Raw genomic sequence first — 14,993 nt, forward strand, 5'->3', positions numbered from 1 at the left:
ACCGGCTACTTCGCCGGACGCAGCCCCAGCGGCTCCGCGATCTCCTCGACCATCACCCGGCCCGCCTCGATCTCCAGCGTGTCGTCACCCATGCCCTGGTCGGTGTCCAGGCCGTCGAGTTCGGCCAGGGGCTGGTCGAGGCGGACGTGGGCGAGGACCGACTGGAGGGCCCGCAGGCTCGCCGAGGCGGTGGAGCCCCAGTTGGAGAAGTAGGAGAACTGCCACCACCACAGGGCCTCCGTGGTGCGGCCGGCGCGGTAGTGGGCCATGCCGTGGCGGAGGTCGGTGATGACGTCCGTGAGGTCGTCGGAGATGCGGGCCGGGACCGGGGCCTTGCGGGGCTCGTAGGGGTCGAAGACCTCGGAGTAGACGTCGACCGGGTCCAGCAGGCGGGCCAGGTTCTCGCGGAGCTCGTCGACGTCCGGCTCGGGGCCCGAGTCGGGTTCGTAGCGCTCGTCGGGCACGATGTCCTCGTGCGCGCCGAGGCGGCCGCCGGCCAGGAGGAGTTGCGAGACCTCCAGGAGGAGGAAGGGCACGGCCGATTCCGGCTCGTCGCCCTTGGCGACCTCCGTGACGGCGACCAGGAAGCTCTCGATCTGGTCCGCGATCTGGACCGAGAAATCGTCCGGGTTCCGGTCGGTCGCGTGCAGCGTGGCGTCAGACATCTAGGAGTCGTCTCCCCTCGAAGGCGCGTCCGAGGGTGACCTCGTCCGCGTATTCCAGGTCCCCACCCACCGGGAGGCCGCTGGCCAGGCGGGTGACCTTCAGGCCCATGGGCTTGATCATGCGGGCGAGGTACGTCGCCGTCGCCTCGCCTTCGAGATTCGGGTCCGTGGCCAGGATCAGTTCGGTGACCGTCCCGTCCGCCAGTCGGGCCAGGAGCTCTCTGATGCGCAGGTCGTCCGGGCCGACGCCGTCGATCGGGCTGATCGCGCCCCCCAGGACGTGGTAGCGGCCCCGGAACTCACGCGTGCGCTCGATCGCCACGACGTCCTTCGGCTCCTCGACCACGCAGACGACGGCCGGGTCGCGGCGGGTGTCGCGGCAGATGTTGCACAGCTCCTCCTGCGCGATGTTGCCGCAGGTCGCGCAGAAGCGGACCTTCGCCTTGACCTCCATCAGGGCCTGCGCGAGGCGCCGTACGTCCGTCGGCTCGGCCTGCAGGATGTGGAAGGCGATCCGCTGGGCGCTCTTCGGACCGACGCCGGGCAGCCGCCCCAGCTCGTCGATCAGGTCCTGGACCACGCCTTCGTACAACGGACTGCCTTTCCGGGGTCTTCGGGGTCGGTACGCACCGTCCCGTACGTACCGTAGTTGTCTGCCGCCTGTCCGAGGAAGGCGGTGAGCCGGATCAGAACGGCAGACCGGGGATGCCGCCGCCGCCCAGACCCTGCGCGAGCGGGCCCAGCTTCTGCTGCTGGAGCGTCTGAGCGTTCTCGTTGGCCGCCTGGACCGCCGCCACGACCAGGTCGGCGAGGGTCTCGGTGTCCTCCGGGTCCACCGCCTTCGGATCGATCTTCAGGGCGCGCAGCTCGCCGGCGCCGGTGACGGTGGCCGTCACCAGACCGCCGCCCGCCTGCCCGTCGACCTCCGTCTGCGCCAGTTCCTCCTGCGCCTGTGCCAGGTCCTGTTGCATCTTCTGGGCCTGCTGGAGCAGCTGCTGCATATTGGGCTGGCCACCACCGGGGATCACGATCAGCTCCTTGCTCGGTACGGGTTTTCCCGTTCGGCACGAGCCTACGTGGTCGGGGCTGCCGTCGCCCCAGCACTCTTTCGAGTGAGTCCCCCTCGCGCCCTATACCTGATCAAGGAATACTTCCGGGCGGAAAAGAGGCGAAAGCGACGTCTTCGCCACCCATTGGGAGGTAGGAAGGGTCGGGCGCGTTCCGGAAGCGGGCTTTCGTCCATCGCGCAGCGTGATCGGTGAGTGAACCGTACGTGGTCATTCGTGGTCAGTGAGGAGTGCCGGGTGGGTCAGCCGGAGATGCAGCCCGAGGGGCCGCCTCAGGACGGGCGGGGCGAGCAGGCGGCGGCCGGGCTGCGGCCGGGCGATCTGACGGGGCGGGTCTTCCCGCTCGGGGACTGGGGCGAGCCGGCGGTCCGGCTGGACGAGCTGTACCGGTGGGTGGAGCGCGGGGCGTTGCGGACGGCGGCCTGGTACCTCGCGGACCGGGTGTGGAAGCGGCGGTGCGCGCGGGTGCTGCGCTGCGGGACCGCGGCCGGGGCGGTCACCGGGGTCGCGCTGCCCCTGCTGGATCTGACCGGGGTCGCGGGCGGAACCGCGCCCTGGGGGTGTCTGGCGTTGCTGGCGGGGGCGGCGTGCGTGGCCGTCGACCGGTACTTCGGGGTGACGTCCGGGTGGATGCGGGACGTGGCCACCGCGCAGGCCGTGCAGCGGCGACTGCAGGCGCTGCAGTTCGACTGGGCGGCGGAGAGCGTGCGGGAGGTGCTCGGGCCGGCGGAGGGCACGGCCGGCGAGGCCGCCGAACGGTGCCTCGGGGTGCTGCGCAGGTTCTCCGAGGACATGACGGAACTGGTGCGGGTGGAGACCGCCGACTGGATGGGCGAATTCCGGTCGGGGTGTGCCGCGCCGGTGGCCTTGCAGACGGTGGTGTTCCCGGGGCCCGGCCGCGGACCCGACGCGGGGGTGAACGGGCGGTTCACGGTGCCGCCGCACGGCGGGGCCCGGCCGAACATGCCGCGGCAGCGCCCGCCGGAGCCGCGGTGAGGGACCTCGAAGCCGCGCGCGTGCCGATCCGGTCTCGCCGGCCGGAACGCGCCCGACGTTCGACGACCTGACGGCCGACGGCAGTGTTCACCTCCGGTACGTCAGCCGCTCCCCGCTGCTCGTGTTCACGCGCTGCAGCGTGCCGTCGGGGAGGAGGGTCACCTGGGTGGCCGCGCCCGGGGTGCAGGCGGAGCGGGGCTGTCCGACCTTCACGGTGGTCGGGCCGATGCTCAGCGCGCCGTCGGTGCCGGGCTTCGCGGTCAACCGCCCCTCGAACACGCAGTGGTAGGTGCCGCCGCCCTTGGTCGGGCCGTCGGCCACGAGGGACAGGACCGTGTCGCCCGGTTCGCCCTGCTGGAGGGTGAGCGAACGGCTGTGCTCGCCGTCGGCGTTGTCGATGGTCGTGGTCCAGGTGCCGAGGTAGCCGGCCGGGATCGTGCCGTCCGCCGGGGAAGGGGAGGTGGAGGTGTCCTGCTGCGAGGTCGTCGGGGACGGGTCCGGGGTCGGGCCCGTGCTCTGCGTGCCGCCGGGGCGGTCGTCGCCCCGGTCGTCGCCGCCCTGCATCAGCGCGTACACCGACCCGCCCGCGGCGAGCGCTACGACCAGGGCGATCACGACGAGCAGGGCGGTGGAACGGCCGTCCCTTCCGCGCTGCGGCTGCGGAGGGCCGTACGGCGGGGTCGCGCCGTAGGGCGGCGGGCCGTAGGGCGGGGTGGTGCCGAGGCCGCCGTAGGCGGGGTGGGGCGGGGCGACGCCCGGGGCTCCGGGCTGGGGGTGCTGCTGCGGGTGCTGCTGGGGGTAGCCGTATGCCGGGTACGGGGGCTGGGGTGTCTGCGGGTGGGGCGGGGCACCCGCGGCCGGGAGTTGCTGTGGCGCCGGGGGCGCGCTCTGCCCCGCGACCATCGTGGGCAGATGGTTCACCGGCGGACCCTCGCCCGGCAGACCCGGCGGGGGCGGGCCTGCTGTCGCGGCGGGCGCCGTCGCGGGGGCCGGGGGCAGCGCGGGACGGGGCGACGACTCGTCGGCGGCGGGGGCGTGTTCGGGGGTCGGGCCGGGGCCGGCACCTTCGTCGGGGCCGGAAGTCCGCGGGGCAGGCGGCTGCGAAGAACCCGCTCCCTCGGCGTGGCCGGCTCCCTCCGGATCCTCCGTCTCCAGCAACCGCACCGCGTGCCGCCCCAGTTGCGCCACCAGCGCGCTCGGCAGCCACGGATCGAGGGCTCGGCCGTCCGCGACGGTGTCGTCCGCGCCCGTGCGTTCCAGGACGCGGTCGAGGGAGGGCCGGGCGGCGGGGTCCTTGCGCAGGCAGTCACGGACCAGGTCGGCGATGCCCTCGGGGACGCCGTCCAGGTCCGGTTCCTCCTGGGCGATGCGGAACATCAGGGCGTGCACGCCGCTGTTGGCGGTGCCGAAGGGCAGGGCGCCGGTCGCGGCGTAGGCGAGGACCGAGCCGAGGCAGAAGACGTCGCACGCCGGGGTGATGCGGTCGCCCCGCACCTGCTCGGGCGCCATGAAGCCGGGCGATCCGACGAGCGCGCCGGTACGCGTGAGCCCGCCGTCCGTGACGGTCTCCAGGGCGCGTGCGATACCGAAGTCGATGACGCGCGGGCCGTCGATGGTGACCAGCACGTTGGACGGCTTGAGGTCGCGGTGGACGATGCCGGCGGCGTGGATGTCCTTGAGCGCGTGCGCGAGCCCGGCCGCGAGGATGCGGACCGTCCGCTCGGGCAGGGCCCCGTGGTCGTGCCCGACCACCTGCTGCAGGCTCGGCCCGGCGACGTACCCGGTGGCGACCCACGGCACGGCGGCCTCGGTGTCCGCGTCGAGCACCGGCGCCGTCCAGTACCCGCCGACCCGCCGCGCGGCCTGCACCTCCTGCCGGAACCGCTCCCGGAACTCCTCCTGCGCGGCCAGCTCCTCGCGCACGAGTTTCACGGCGACCGTACGGCCCCGCTCGGAACGGGCCAGATACACCTGCCCCATGCCCCCCGCACCGAGCCGCGCCAGCAACCGGTAGGCCCCGATGCTCCCCCAGCGCTCAACGCCTGGGGGCACCCCCAGTGGATCCCCGGACCCCAGCTTCTCCATCGCTCAGCCGCCTTCCCCCCACACGCGAGCAACAGATCGAGAATAGTGCCGGGCCGGGGCGGGGTGGCCTGGGCGATGTCTACGGTTCCGTAACAGGCGGAGGCTGCGTTCCGGGCGGCCCCACCTGGTCCAGCACCGTCGAAAGACGTTCGAGCAGCCGTACCGCCTCGGCCAGCTCCGCTTCGCCGAACGCCTCCGCCAGCCGGTCCGCGAACGCCGCGTGCCCGGGGTCGATCCGGGCGATGGCCGCGCGCCCCTGCGCGGTCGGCGCGAGGAGCTTGGCGCGGCGGTGCGCCGGGTTCGGCCGGTACTCCGCGAGCCCCCGCTCCACCAGCAGATCGGCGATGCGCTGCACGCTCTGCCGTGTGATGCCCATGGCGCGCGCGATGCCGGAGACGGGCAGCGGCTCCCCGAGGACCGCGCCGAGCACCTGCCACCAGGCGGCGGTGAGCCCGGCGGGCCGGGCCAGTTCCTCCGCGACGGCGAGGAACCGGCCGTTGAGCCCGAACACCCCGAGGGCGCTGCGGCTGAGGAGGTCCTGGTGCTCGCGGCTCACAGCGCGCCGGCCTTCTCCAGCACCGCGTACGCCGCCTCGTCGGAGTCGTGGAACAGCCGGTACCAGGCGTCCAGCACCTCACCCTCGTAGACCCCGAGGAGCCGGAGGATCTCGCGGGCGAAGGCGACGGGCTCGGTCGGGCCCGCGGTGACCAGGGCTCCGTCGGTGACGGCGTCGGCCTCGATGTAGCGCCCGCCGCCCGCGTAGCCGGTCGCGGCCAGGTAGAAGGAGACCGCGCTGGTGTGGTCGCGGTCGTCGAGCAGGCCCTCCCGGGCGAGTCCGGCGGTGGCTCCGCAGATCGCGGCGACCGGGACGCCCGCGTCCAGGAAGGCCCGGGCCGTGCGGGCGAAGGGGGCGAGGTCGTCGCTGGTGTCCCAGAGGTCGGCGCCCGGCAGGATCAGCAGTGCGCTGTCCTCGGGACGCAGGTCCTCCAGGGCCAGGTCGGGCTGGATGCGCAGTCCGCCGATGCTCCGCACCGGGGCCGTGTCCGGGCCGACGGTACGGATCTCGTGGCCGGTGCGGGCGAGCTGGGCCGTGGCGTGACCGGTCTCCCAGTCGGCCAGGGTGTCGTAGACGGCGAGATGGACGGGCTTGCCGGTGGTGGTGTTCATGACTCCTCCTCGATCCCGTGCGTTTATGACAGCATTCTGTCGAGAAGGCAGTATGCTGTCAATACCCTCCCCCCGCCGGTTCCGCCTGGACAACCTGTCGGGGGGCCGCCGCCGACGCCCGACAGGCCGCCGCTTTCACCGCCCTCTCCCCCGCGCCTACGCTCGCCCGCATGACCCCTCAGCCGAACCCCGAAGCCGGTGCCGCCGTCAAGGCCGCCGACCGTGACCACGTGTTCCACTCCTGGTCCGCCCAGGAGCTCATCGACCCGCTCGCCGTCGCCGGTGCCGAGGGGTCGTACTTCTGGGACTACGACGGCCGGCGCTACCTCGACTTCTCCAGCGGGCTCGTCTACACGAACATCGGCTACCAGCACCCGAAGGTCGTCGCCGCGATCCAGGAGCAGGCCGCGACGATGACGACCTTCGCGCCCGCCTTCGCCGTCGAGGCCCGGTCGGAGGCGGCCCGGCTGATCGCCGAGCGCACCCCGGGCGACCTGGACAAGATCTTCTTCACCAACGGGGGCGCCGACGCCGTCGAGCACGCCGTCCGGATGGCCCGTCTGCACACGGGCCGCCCGAAGGTGCTCTCGGCGTACCGCTCGTACCACGGCGGCACCCAGCAGGCCGTGAACATCACCGGCGACCCGCGCCGCTGGGCGTCCGACAGCGGCACGGCCGGGGTGGTGCGCTTCTGGGCGCCCTACCTCTACCGCTCCCGCTTCTACGCCGAGACCGAGGAGCAGGAGTGCGCGCGGGCGCTGGAGCACCTGGAGACGACGATCGCCTTCGAGGGGCCCTCGACCGTCGCGGCGATCATCCTGGAGACGATCCCGGGCACGGCCGGGATCATGGTGCCGCCGCCCGGCTATCTCGCCGGGGTGCGGGAGATCTGCGACAAGCACGGGATCGTCTTCGTCCTGGACGAGGTCATGGCCGGGTTCGGGCGCACCGGTGAGTGGTTCGCCGCGGACCTGTTCGGCGTCACGCCCGACCTGCTGACCTTCGCGAAGGGTGTGAACAGCGGATACGTGCCGCTGGGCGGTGTCGCGATCTCGGGCGCCATAGCGGAGACGTTCGGGAAGCGGCCCTACCCCGGCGGCCTGACGTACTCCGGGCACCCCCTGGCCTGCGCGGCCGCGGTGGCGACGATCAACGTCATGGCCGAGGAGGGCGTCGTCGAGAACGCGGCCCGGCTGGGCGCCGACGTCGTCGGGCCGGAACTGCGCGCGCTCGCCGAGCGGCACCCGAGCGTCGGCGAGGTGCGCGGCACCGGCATGTTCTGGGCGCTGGAGCTGGTCCGCGACCGCGGGACGCGGGAGCCGCTGGTGCCGTACAACGCGGCCGGTGAGGCCAACGCTCCCATGGCCGCCTTCGCCGCCGCCGCGAAGAAGGGCGGCCTGTGGCCCTTCGTGAACATGAACCGGACGCACGTCGTTCCGCCCTGCAACGTCAGCGAGGCGGAGCTCAAGGAAGGGCTCGCCGCGCTGGACGCGGCACTCTCGGTCGCCGACGAGTACACCGAGTAAAGACTTGTACACCCGTCAGTAACCGACATTCTCGGGCCTCATTCGAACGCGTAAGGTGGCGTGCTCGTAGACATGGATGCGCACGCCACCCGACGCGACGAGGGAGACGCCCTGACCATGCCCGCCAGCACCGGCAACGGCGCCGTGACGCGCAGCACCCTGCGGCAGCAGATCGCCGACGCGCTCCGTGACGAGGTGCTGGCCGGGCGGCTCCAGCCGGGGCAGGAGTTCACGGTCAAGGAGATCGCCGAGCAGTACGGGGTGTCCGCGACACCGGTGCGCGAGGCGCTCGTCGATCTCTCCGCGCAGGGGCTCCTCGAAGCCGACCAGCACCGCGGCTTCCGGGTCCGCGAGTACTCGGTCGACGACTTCCGCGGCATGATCGAGGCCCGCGGGCTGGTCATCGAGGGGATGTTCCTGGCGCTCACCGCGGGACGCCCGAACGCGGTGCGGCCCGACGATCCCCGGGCCGCCGCCGTCGTCGCCGGGGTCCGCAGGCGGGGCGAGGAGGCGCAGCGGGCCGCGGCGGCCGGTGACCTCACCGTTCTCATCGGCTACGACCTGCGCTTCTGGCGCGAGCTCGGCGCCTGCTTCGGCAACCCCTACCTCGCCGACTTCCTGCACCGGCTGCGCGTCCAGACCTGGGTCTGCGCGGTGCAGCACCTGCGCCGGCTCACCGATCTGCGCGGCGAGCTGTGGGCCGGTCACACGCAGCTGGTGGAGGCCCTGATCGCCCGCGACAACGACTCCGCCCGGGCGATCATCGCCGCGTACAACGCGCACTCGCTCACCCTGATCGAGCGGCTCGCCTCCGGATGACCCGCGTCGCCGCTGCGCGTATGGGTATGGGACATGCACGGCGCAAGCCGTGACCGTGCCGCACCGCTACCCTTCTTGACCACCGTGCTACCCGACCGCGCTGAGCGAGGAGCCTTCTTTGGCCTGTGACCTGTGGCTGGTACCGCTCGTGGACGTGTTGTGCCACACGCCGGACAACCCCTTCGCCGAGGAACTCGCGCAATACAACAAGGTGCTCGCCGAAGCCGGTCTGCCGCCGGTGCCGGTGTACCAGTACATGCCGGGCCTGTCCGGCGACGTCGCCCCGGTCGCGGGCTTCGACTACGACGCGCTGCACTTCCTGCGCCGCGCCTATCTGCTCCAGGTGTGCGGCCTGCCGGTGACGCCCGTGGACGAACTCGGCGGTGACTACGAGCAGTTGCTGGAGATGTTCGAGTCGACGGCCCAGCAGTCCCATCTGGTGTGGCACTACGACCACGCGGGCGCCTACGTCCCCGTCGACTTCCCCAGTCCGCTCGCCGACGACGATCTCCTCGCCGGCGGCGGCCCCCTGGGCTCCTCGCACGCACTGCTGCGGGAACTGGAGACGGTCGCCCAGGGCATCGGTATCGACCCGGCCAACCCGCCGGCGGCTCCCCAGCCGCCGCTCGCTCCCACGGAGTTGGAGGAACCGGCCGTTCCCGCCCCGTACGACCCGAGTCCGTTCGCCCGTGAGCGGCACGTCTGGCTCGGGCTGCACGCGGCCGTCACCCGCAGTCTCGCCCAGGGGTCGATGATCGTCTTCAGCTGAGCCGCGCGCTCAGCGCCCCAGCTGGGACAGGCCCTTCTGCACGTCGTCGACGTTCATCACCGGCGTGTAGGTGACCTCCGCGTTGAGCTGGAGGAAGAAGGGCTCGCTGAGCACCGGCATCTGCGAGCTGTCCTGCATGTCGAAGAACAGGAAAGCGGTGCGCTTGCCGTGCTCGGAGGTGAAGTAGGCCGCTTCGGGCTTGATCTGTTCCAGCGACTCCTGGATGAGCTTCCCCAGGGTGCCGTTCCGGATGGCCTCGTTGGCCTTCTCCGTGTCCATGGACGCCTTGAGCAGTACGCGCATCGCACTCACCTTCTTCTGGTCGACGCACGTGGGGGTATGGCTTCAGCGTATGCCCGATCCGGGCAAGTCTCCCTTCGGGAGAAAGCGGGCCGCCCCCCGTGGGGAACGGGGAGCGGCCTGCGAACGGTGGACTGCTCAGATGAACGAGTTGATCTCGATCGTCTCGTCCCGGCCCGGGCCCACGCCGATCGCGGAGATCGGGGCGCCGGACATCTCCTCCAGCGCCTTCACGTACGCCTGGGCGTTCTTCGGCAGGTCACCGAAGGACTTGGCCTTGGAGATGTCCTCGTTCCAGCCGGGGAGCATCTCGTAGACCGGCTTGGCGTGGTGGAAGTCGGTCTGGGAGTACGGGAGCTCCTCGACACGCTTTCCGTCGATCTCGTACGCCACGCAGACCGGGATCTGCTCCCAGCCGGTGAGGACGTCGAGCTTGGTGAGGAAGAAGTCGGTCAGGCCGTTCACGCGGGTCGCGTAGCGGGCGATGACCGCGTCGAACCAGCCGCAGCGGCGGTCACGGCCGGTGGTGACACCGCGCTCCCCGCCGATGCGGCGCAGCGCCTCGCCGTCCTCGTCGAACAGCTCCGTCGGGAACGGACCGGCGCCGACCCGGGTCGTGTACGCCTTGAGGATGCCGATGACCCGGCTGATCTTCGTCGGACCGACACCGGCACCGGTGCAGGCGCCGCCCGCGGTCGGGTTCGACGAGGTGACGAAGGGGTACGTGCCGTGGTCGATGTCGAGGAGCGTGCCCTGGCCGCCCTCGAACAGGACGACCTTGTCCTCCTCCAGCGCCTGGTTGAGGACCAGGACGGTGTCGGCGACGTACGGCGCGAGCTTGTCGGCGTAGGCCAGCAGCTCCTCGACCACCTGGTCCACGGCGATCGCGCGCCGGTTGTAGAGCTTGGTGAGGATCTGGTTCTTGACGTCGAGGGCCGCCTCGACCTTCTGCGTGAGGATCGACTCGTCGTACAGGTCCTGCACACGGATCCCGACGCGGTTGATCTTGTCGGCGTACGTCGGGCCGATACCGCGCCCGGTCGTGCCGATCTTCCGCTTGCCGAGGAAGCGCTCGGTCACCTTGTCCACCGTCACGTTGTACGGGGTGATGATGTGCGCGTTTCCGCTGAGGAGGAGCTTGGACGTATCGACGCCACGCTCGTTCAGACCGCTCAGCTCGGAGAGCAGGACCGACGGGTCGACGACGACACCGTTACCGATGACCGGCGTACAGCCGGGAGACAGGATTCCGGAAGGGAGGAGGTGCAGTGCGTACTTCTGGTCACCTACGACCACCGTGTGGCCGGCGTTGTTGCCGCCCTGGTAGCGCACTACATAATCCACGGAGCCACCGAGAAGGTCGGTGGCCTTTCCCTTGCCTTCGTCACCCCACTGAGCACCGAGCAGCACAAGTGCGGGCACGCGCGTACACCCCTTCCGGGCGGGGCATGTCCATGGTCGAGGGCGAACGCGAGAACAGGCAGCCGCGTGCACCGCGACCGCCGTTGGCCGCCAACCGTCGGACCGGATGCCCCGGAATAGACGAAGCCCCTGGCGCAATAGCGCAAGGGGCTCTTGCACAAAGATGCTACCCGAGGAAGCGAGGCATGGCCGAGGTGGCGACTTCCGCGACGTCCGAGCAGCTGCTGGTGGTGGTCGACCCGGTCGCCCGTAGGTCGGACGGCGAGTCCGTCCGGATCGCGAAAGACGTGCTCGGGGCGGGTGCCGGACTGAAGCTGTGCCTGCCGGACGGGCCGGAGGAGTTCGCCCGGGCGCTGGCCCGGCGGGGCTCGCGGCGACCGGTGGTGGTGGGCGACGACCGGGCGCTGATCCGGGCGGTGGCGCTGCTGCACCGGCACCGGGAGCTGGCCGGATGTGTGCTGTCGCTGGTGCCGGTCGGGGGCGCGCTGTCCCTGGCCCGGTCGCTGGGGGTGCCGACGGGGCCGGTGGCGGCGGCGCGGGCGGTGCTCGACGGGGTCGAGCGGCGCATGGACCTGATGGTCGACGACAGCGACGGGGTGGTGCTCGGCGCGTTGCGGATACCGCCGCTGCGGCCCTCGCCGGCCGCCGGGGCCGGTCCGCAGGCCGCGCCGGATCCGGACGACGTGCCGGGCCGCCCGTGGCTGCGGACCTGCCAGTCCCTGGTCCGGACGCTGGTTCCGGCGGGCCGCCCGACCCGGCCGGCCGCGGCGCCCGAGCCGGGGCCCTCCCGGCTGCGGGTCGAGGTGGACGGGCGGACCCTCGTCGACCTGAACCAGCCGGTGGAGGCGGTGTCGGTGTCACCGGCCGCGCCGGGTGTCGCGTCGGTGGAGGTCAGACCCGTGTCGGTGGGCGCGGAGGCCTTGCCGCTGCTGGCGGAGGGCCGGACGGTGACGGTGTCCGGGGCGCACTTCCGCTACCGCGCGGACACGGTGGTGTCGGGGCCGGTGCGGACCCGGACGTGGGTGGTGCGCGAGGGGGCGTGGGGGCTGATGGTGCCGACGGGGCCGTGAGCCGGCCCGTTCGACGATCTTCTCCAGGACGGGGTCACCCCGGCCCGAACGTCTTGTCCCGGTGCACCCGCCACCGCTCCATCAGGGCTGCGAGTTCGCCCTCCATGAACTCGAAGAAGGCGAGGGTCTCCGACATCCGGCGGCCGGCCGGGGTGTCGGGGCCGAGGCTGGTGACACCCTCGCGCAGGGCGGTCTCCCAGCGCTTGAGGACGGCGTCGCGGTTGGTGAGGGCTTCGTACCACTGGTCGCCGTGCACCCGGTAGCGCTCCCGGCGCGAGCCCGGATCCCGCTCGCGCGAGACCATGTGCGTCTGGGCCAGGTAGCGCACCGCCCCGGACACCGCCGCGGGGCTGACCCGCAGTTGCTCCCCCAGCTCGGCGGAGGTCATCGAGCCCGCGTCGCAGGAGAGCAGCGCGGCGAAGACCCGGGCGGGCATCCGCGCCATCCCCGCCTCGACCAGCTGCGCGGCGAAGGACTCCACGAACCTCGACACGGCCTCCGCGTCCCGGCCGGTCCCGGCTGATTCGGTCATGAGGCCCATCCTATCCGTGGTTCACATGCTTCTTTAACTTCACAAATTTCTGAAGGAAGCGTACGTTCTGAAGCATGACGAAGGCCATCACCGTCTCCGGGCTGCACAAGTCCTTCGGGCGGACGCACGCTCTCGATGGGCTCGACCTGGAGGTCGCCGCCGGTGAGGTCCATGGCTTCCTCGGCCCCAACGGCGCCGGGAAGTCCACCACCATCCGGGTCCTGCTCGGTCTGCTGCGCGCCGACTCGGGCGCCGCGCAGGTGCTCGGCCGCGACCCCTGGGCGGACGCGGTGGAGGTGCACCGCCGGATCGCCTACGTCCCCGGGGACGTGACGCTGTGGCGCAACCTCTCCGGCGGCGAGGTCATCGACCTCTACGGCCGGCTGCGCGGAGGGCTCGACGCGAGGCGCCGAGCGGAACTGGTCGAGCGCTTCGAACTCGACCCCACCAAAAAGGGCCGCACGTACTCCAAGGGCAACCGGCAGAAGGTCGCCTTGGTCGCCGCGTTCGCCTCGGACGTCGACCTGCTGATCCTGGACGAGCCGACCTCGGGGCTGGACCCGCTGATGGAGGAGGTCTTCCGGCGCTGCGTCGAGGAGGAGCGCGACCGGGGCCGCACGGTCCTGCTCTCCTCCCACATCCTCAGCGAGGTCGAGGAGCTGTGCGACCGGGTGAGCATCATCCGCAACGGCCGTACGGTCGAGAGCGGTTCGCTCGCCGACCTGCGCCATCTGACCCGCACCAGCGTCGTCGCCGAACTCGCAGGGCCGCCCGACGGGCTGTCGGCGCTGCCCGGTGTGCACGACCTCGACGTGCGGGGGCGCCGCGTCCGGCTCCAGGTCGACACCGACCGGCTGGACGGCGTTCTGCGGTCGCTGAGCGAGTCGGGCGTACGGTCGCTGACGTCCACACCGCCCACGCTGGAGGAACTGTTCCTGCGGCACTACCAGGACGAGGCGGCGGGCCGATGACGGCCTTCGCGGTACGGCGTGGCAGCTCACGCCAACTCGCCGGTACGAGCACACTGCTGCGCTTCGCCCTGCGCCGCGACCGGCTGATGATCCCCGTCTGGATCGCGGTGAACGCGCTGATGGTCCTCTCCATGCCGAACACCCTGGAGGGCCTCTACGGCACCCCGGCCGAACGCGCCGACCTCGTCCGGCAGATGGAGAGCAACTCCTCCCTGCGCGCGATGGTCGGCCCGGTCTTCGGCGACTCGCTGGGCGCCCTGACGGCCTGGCGCGTCGGCATCTACGCCGGTTCCCTGGCCGCCGTGATGAGCCTGCTGGTCGTCGTACGGCACACCCGGGACGAGGAGGAGAGCGGCCGTCAGGAACTGGTCGCGTCCGGGACGGTGGGCCGCCGGGCCTCTCTGACGGCGGCCCTGCTGGCCGCGGCGGTCGCCAACACGGTGCTGGCGCTGCTGGTGGCGGCGGGCCTGACCGGACGGGGCACCGCCGGGGCCCTGGCCCTGGGGCTGGGAATCGCCGGGGCCGGCATGGTCTTCGCCACGGCGGCGGCGATCGTCGCACAGCTGACGGAGAGCGCACGGCTGGCACGCGGCCTGACGGCGGCGGTGCTCGGGGCGGCTTTCGTCCTGCGCGCGGCGGGCGACTCGGCCACCGCTGACGGCTCGTCGGTCCTGACCTGGCTGTCGCCACTGGGCTGGCTGGAGCACCTGCGGCCGTACGCCTCCGAGCGCTGGTGGGTGCTGGCCCTGTTCGCCGGGGCGGTGGCTCTCCAGGGGGCGGTGGCCTATGCCCTGGCCGGCCGCCGGGACCTCGGCATGAGCTTCCTGCCGACCCGGCCGGGCCCGGCCTCCGGCCGCCTGGGCACCGCGGGCGCCCTGGCCTGGCGGTTGCAGCGCGGCGGCGTACTGGGCTGGAGCATCGGCTTCTTCCTCGCCGGGGTCGTCTACGGCGGCATGACCGAGGGCGCGGCCGACCTGGTCGGCGACAACGCCGACGCCCGGCGCATCATCGAGCGGATGGGCGGGCAGTCCGGCCTCACGGACGCGTTCCTGGCGTCCATGATCGGCATGCTGGGCCTGGTCGCGGCGCTCTGGATCGTGGCGTCGGTGCTGCGTCTGCACGGCGAGGAGACCTCGGGCCGGGCGGAACCGGTGCTGGCGAACGCGGTGGGGCGCCTGCGCTGGGCCGCCGGGCATCTGGTGATCGCCTTCGGCGGTGCCGCCTTGATCATGCTCCTGGCCGGACTGGGCTTCGCCGTCGGCTACGGCAGGCAGACCGGGCCGCTCCTGGCCGCGTGCCTCGTCCAGCTCCCGGCGGTGTGGGTGATCGGCGGGGTGGCGGTGCTGCTGCACGGCGTCCTGCCCCGGGCGGCCGTTGCGGCCTGGGGTGTCGCCGGGGCGGTGCTGCTGATCGGGTGGGTCGGGCCTGCGCTGGATGTGCCGCGGGCGGTGCTGGACGTCTCGCCGTTCGGGCATCTGCCGAAGCTGCCGGGCGGCTCCATGGAGTGGGGGCCGGTGTCCGTGCTGACCGGGGTGGCGGTGGTGCTGGTGGCCGGGGGGCTGGCAGGGTTGCGGCGGCGGGACATGACGACCTGACCAGCCGGA

General features: G+C 72.3%; 16 protein-coding genes. 7 read left to right on the forward strand and 9 right to left on the reverse strand.

What is annotated here, in order from left to right:
- Positions 1-5: 5 nt before the first annotated feature.
- The 3 genes from ACFY9S_RS05330 to ACFY9S_RS05340 all read right to left on the reverse strand — a co-directional run bounded on the left by ACFY9S_RS05330 (position 6) and on the right by ACFY9S_RS05340 (position 1,693).
- Positions 6-665, reverse strand: a complete 660-nt coding sequence (locus ACFY9S_RS05330; RefSeq protein WP_391123243.1) for a DUF5063 domain-containing protein — start codon at positions 663-665, stop codon at positions 6-8.
- Positions 658-1,257 carry a recombination mediator RecR gene (gene recR / locus ACFY9S_RS05335; protein ID WP_391123245.1) on the reverse strand — a complete coding sequence of 200 codons (600 nt, stop codon included), beginning with the start codon at positions 1,255-1,257 and terminating at the stop codon, positions 658-660. The genes ACFY9S_RS05330 and recR overlap by 8 nt, the downstream gene beginning before the upstream one ends.
- A 94-nt stretch (positions 1,258-1,351) precedes the next feature.
- Positions 1,352-1,693, reverse strand: a complete 342-nt coding sequence (locus ACFY9S_RS05340) for a YbaB/EbfC family nucleoid-associated protein (protein WP_078615225.1) — start codon at positions 1,691-1,693, stop codon at positions 1,352-1,354.
- A 276-nt stretch (positions 1,694-1,969) separates the two neighbouring features.
- On the opposite strand from ACFY9S_RS05340, the gene ACFY9S_RS05345 reads away from it, so the two are divergent.
- The gene (locus tag ACFY9S_RS05345; protein WP_391123248.1) at positions 1,970-2,728 is read left to right on the forward strand and encodes an SLATT domain-containing protein; all 759 of its coding nucleotides are present in this window, start codon (positions 1,970-1,972) and stop codon (positions 2,726-2,728) included.
- An 87-nt stretch (positions 2,729-2,815) separates the two neighbouring features.
- Here the strand turns inward: ACFY9S_RS05345 and ACFY9S_RS05350 are convergent, their stop codons facing one another.
- The 3 genes from ACFY9S_RS05350 to ACFY9S_RS05360 all read right to left on the reverse strand — a co-directional run bounded on the left by ACFY9S_RS05350 (position 2,816) and on the right by ACFY9S_RS05360 (position 5,980).
- On the reverse strand, positions 2,816-4,813 hold the full coding sequence (locus ACFY9S_RS05350) for a protein kinase (protein ID WP_391123250.1): 1,998 nt from the start codon (positions 4,811-4,813) through the stop codon (positions 2,816-2,818).
- Between the two features lie 79 nt (positions 4,814-4,892).
- Positions 4,893-5,369 carry a MarR family transcriptional regulator gene (locus ACFY9S_RS05355; protein WP_391123252.1) on the reverse strand — a complete coding sequence of 159 codons (477 nt, stop codon included), beginning with the start codon at positions 5,367-5,369 and terminating at the stop codon, positions 4,893-4,895.
- Complete coding sequence (locus ACFY9S_RS05360) at positions 5,366-5,980, reverse strand: DJ-1/PfpI family protein (RefSeq protein WP_391123255.1); 615 nt, start codon at positions 5,978-5,980, stop codon at positions 5,366-5,368. The genes ACFY9S_RS05355 and ACFY9S_RS05360 overlap by 4 nt, the downstream gene beginning before the upstream one ends.
- Positions 5,981-6,150: 170 nt before the next feature.
- Between ACFY9S_RS05360 and ACFY9S_RS05365 the strand changes: the two genes are divergently transcribed.
- The 3 genes from ACFY9S_RS05365 (at position 6,151) to ACFY9S_RS05375 (ending at position 9,094) form a co-directional block, all read left to right on the forward strand.
- Positions 6,151-7,506 carry an aminotransferase class III-fold pyridoxal phosphate-dependent enzyme gene (locus ACFY9S_RS05365; RefSeq protein ID WP_391123258.1) on the forward strand — a complete coding sequence of 452 codons (1,356 nt, stop codon included), beginning with the start codon at positions 6,151-6,153 and terminating at the stop codon, positions 7,504-7,506.
- A 117-nt stretch (positions 7,507-7,623) separates the two neighbouring features.
- Positions 7,624-8,325: a GntR family transcriptional regulator gene (locus tag ACFY9S_RS05370; protein ID WP_102911900.1), complete on the forward strand. Its 702-nt coding sequence runs from the start codon at positions 7,624-7,626 to the stop codon at positions 8,323-8,325.
- A 118-nt stretch (positions 8,326-8,443) separates the two neighbouring features.
- The gene (locus ACFY9S_RS05375) at positions 8,444-9,094 is read left to right on the forward strand and encodes a hypothetical protein (protein ID WP_391123261.1); all 651 of its coding nucleotides are present in this window, start codon (positions 8,444-8,446) and stop codon (positions 9,092-9,094) included.
- Positions 9,095-9,103: 9 nt separating this feature from the next.
- Here ACFY9S_RS05375 and ACFY9S_RS05380 read toward each other — a convergent pair whose 3' ends face one another.
- Complete coding sequence (locus ACFY9S_RS05380; protein ID WP_102911895.1) at positions 9,104-9,397, reverse strand: hypothetical protein; 294 nt, start codon at positions 9,395-9,397, stop codon at positions 9,104-9,106.
- A 135-nt stretch (positions 9,398-9,532) separates the two neighbouring features.
- Positions 9,533-10,816 (reverse strand): adenylosuccinate synthase, encoded by a 1,284-nt coding sequence (locus ACFY9S_RS05385; RefSeq protein WP_102911896.1) that lies wholly within the window; start codon positions 10,814-10,816, stop codon positions 9,533-9,535.
- A gap of 185 nt (positions 10,817-11,001) precedes the next feature.
- On the opposite strand from ACFY9S_RS05385, the gene ACFY9S_RS05390 reads away from it, so the two are divergent.
- Positions 11,002-11,886: a diacylglycerol kinase gene (locus ACFY9S_RS05390; protein WP_391123265.1), complete on the forward strand. Its 885-nt coding sequence runs from the start codon at positions 11,002-11,004 to the stop codon at positions 11,884-11,886.
- 34 nt (positions 11,887-11,920) lie between these two features.
- On the opposite strand, the gene ACFY9S_RS05395 is transcribed toward ACFY9S_RS05390, so the two are convergent.
- Positions 11,921-12,418 carry a MarR family transcriptional regulator gene (locus ACFY9S_RS05395; protein WP_391123268.1) on the reverse strand — a complete coding sequence of 166 codons (498 nt, stop codon included), beginning with the start codon at positions 12,416-12,418 and terminating at the stop codon, positions 11,921-11,923.
- Positions 12,419-12,492: 74 nt separating this feature from the next.
- Between ACFY9S_RS05395 and ACFY9S_RS05400 the strand changes: the two genes are divergently transcribed.
- Positions 12,493-13,389 (forward strand): ABC transporter ATP-binding protein, encoded by an 897-nt coding sequence (locus tag ACFY9S_RS05400; RefSeq protein ID WP_102911898.1) that lies wholly within the window; start codon positions 12,493-12,495, stop codon positions 13,387-13,389.
- Positions 13,386-14,984 carry an ABC transporter permease gene (locus tag ACFY9S_RS05405; protein ID WP_391123271.1) on the forward strand — a complete coding sequence of 533 codons (1,599 nt, stop codon included), beginning with the start codon at positions 13,386-13,388 and terminating at the stop codon, positions 14,982-14,984. The genes ACFY9S_RS05400 and ACFY9S_RS05405 overlap by 4 nt, the downstream gene beginning before the upstream one ends.
- The last annotated feature ends 9 nt before the right edge of the window (positions 14,985-14,993 follow it).

The organism is Streptomyces sp. NPDC012474 (assembly GCF_042955185.1).
Lineage (GTDB): Bacteria > Actinomycetota > Actinomycetes > Streptomycetales > Streptomycetaceae > Streptomyces > Streptomyces cahuitamycinicus.

Coding starts and splice junctions, on each gene's coding strand:
- ACFY9S_RS05330 (WP_391123243.1), bottom strand. CDS start 665: ATGTCTGACGCCACGCTGCACGCGACCGACCGGAACCCGGACGATTTC.
- ACFY9S_RS05350 (WP_391123250.1), bottom strand. CDS start 4,813: ATGGAGAAGCTGGGGTCCGGGGATCCACTGGGGGTGCCCCCAGGCGTT.
- ACFY9S_RS05360 (WP_391123255.1), bottom strand. CDS start 5,980: ATGAACACCACCACCGGCAAGCCCGTCCATCTCGCCGTCTACGACACC.
- ACFY9S_RS05365 (WP_391123258.1), top strand. CDS start 6,151: ATGACCCCTCAGCCGAACCCCGAAGCCGGTGCCGCCGTCAAGGCCGCC.
- ACFY9S_RS05370 (WP_102911900.1), top strand. CDS start 7,624: ATGCCCGCCAGCACCGGCAACGGCGCCGTGACGCGCAGCACCCTGCGG.
- ACFY9S_RS05380 (WP_102911895.1), bottom strand. CDS start 9,397: ATGCGCGTACTGCTCAAGGCGTCCATGGACACGGAGAAGGCCAACGAG.
- ACFY9S_RS05390 (WP_391123265.1), top strand. CDS start 11,002: ATGGCCGAGGTGGCGACTTCCGCGACGTCCGAGCAGCTGCTGGTGGTG.
- ACFY9S_RS05395 (WP_391123268.1), bottom strand. CDS start 12,418: ATGACCGAATCAGCCGGGACCGGCCGGGACGCGGAGGCCGTGTCGAGG.
- ACFY9S_RS05400 (WP_102911898.1), top strand. CDS start 12,493: ATGACGAAGGCCATCACCGTCTCCGGGCTGCACAAGTCCTTCGGGCGG.
- ACFY9S_RS05405 (WP_391123271.1), top strand. CDS start 13,386: ATGACGGCCTTCGCGGTACGGCGTGGCAGCTCACGCCAACTCGCCGGT.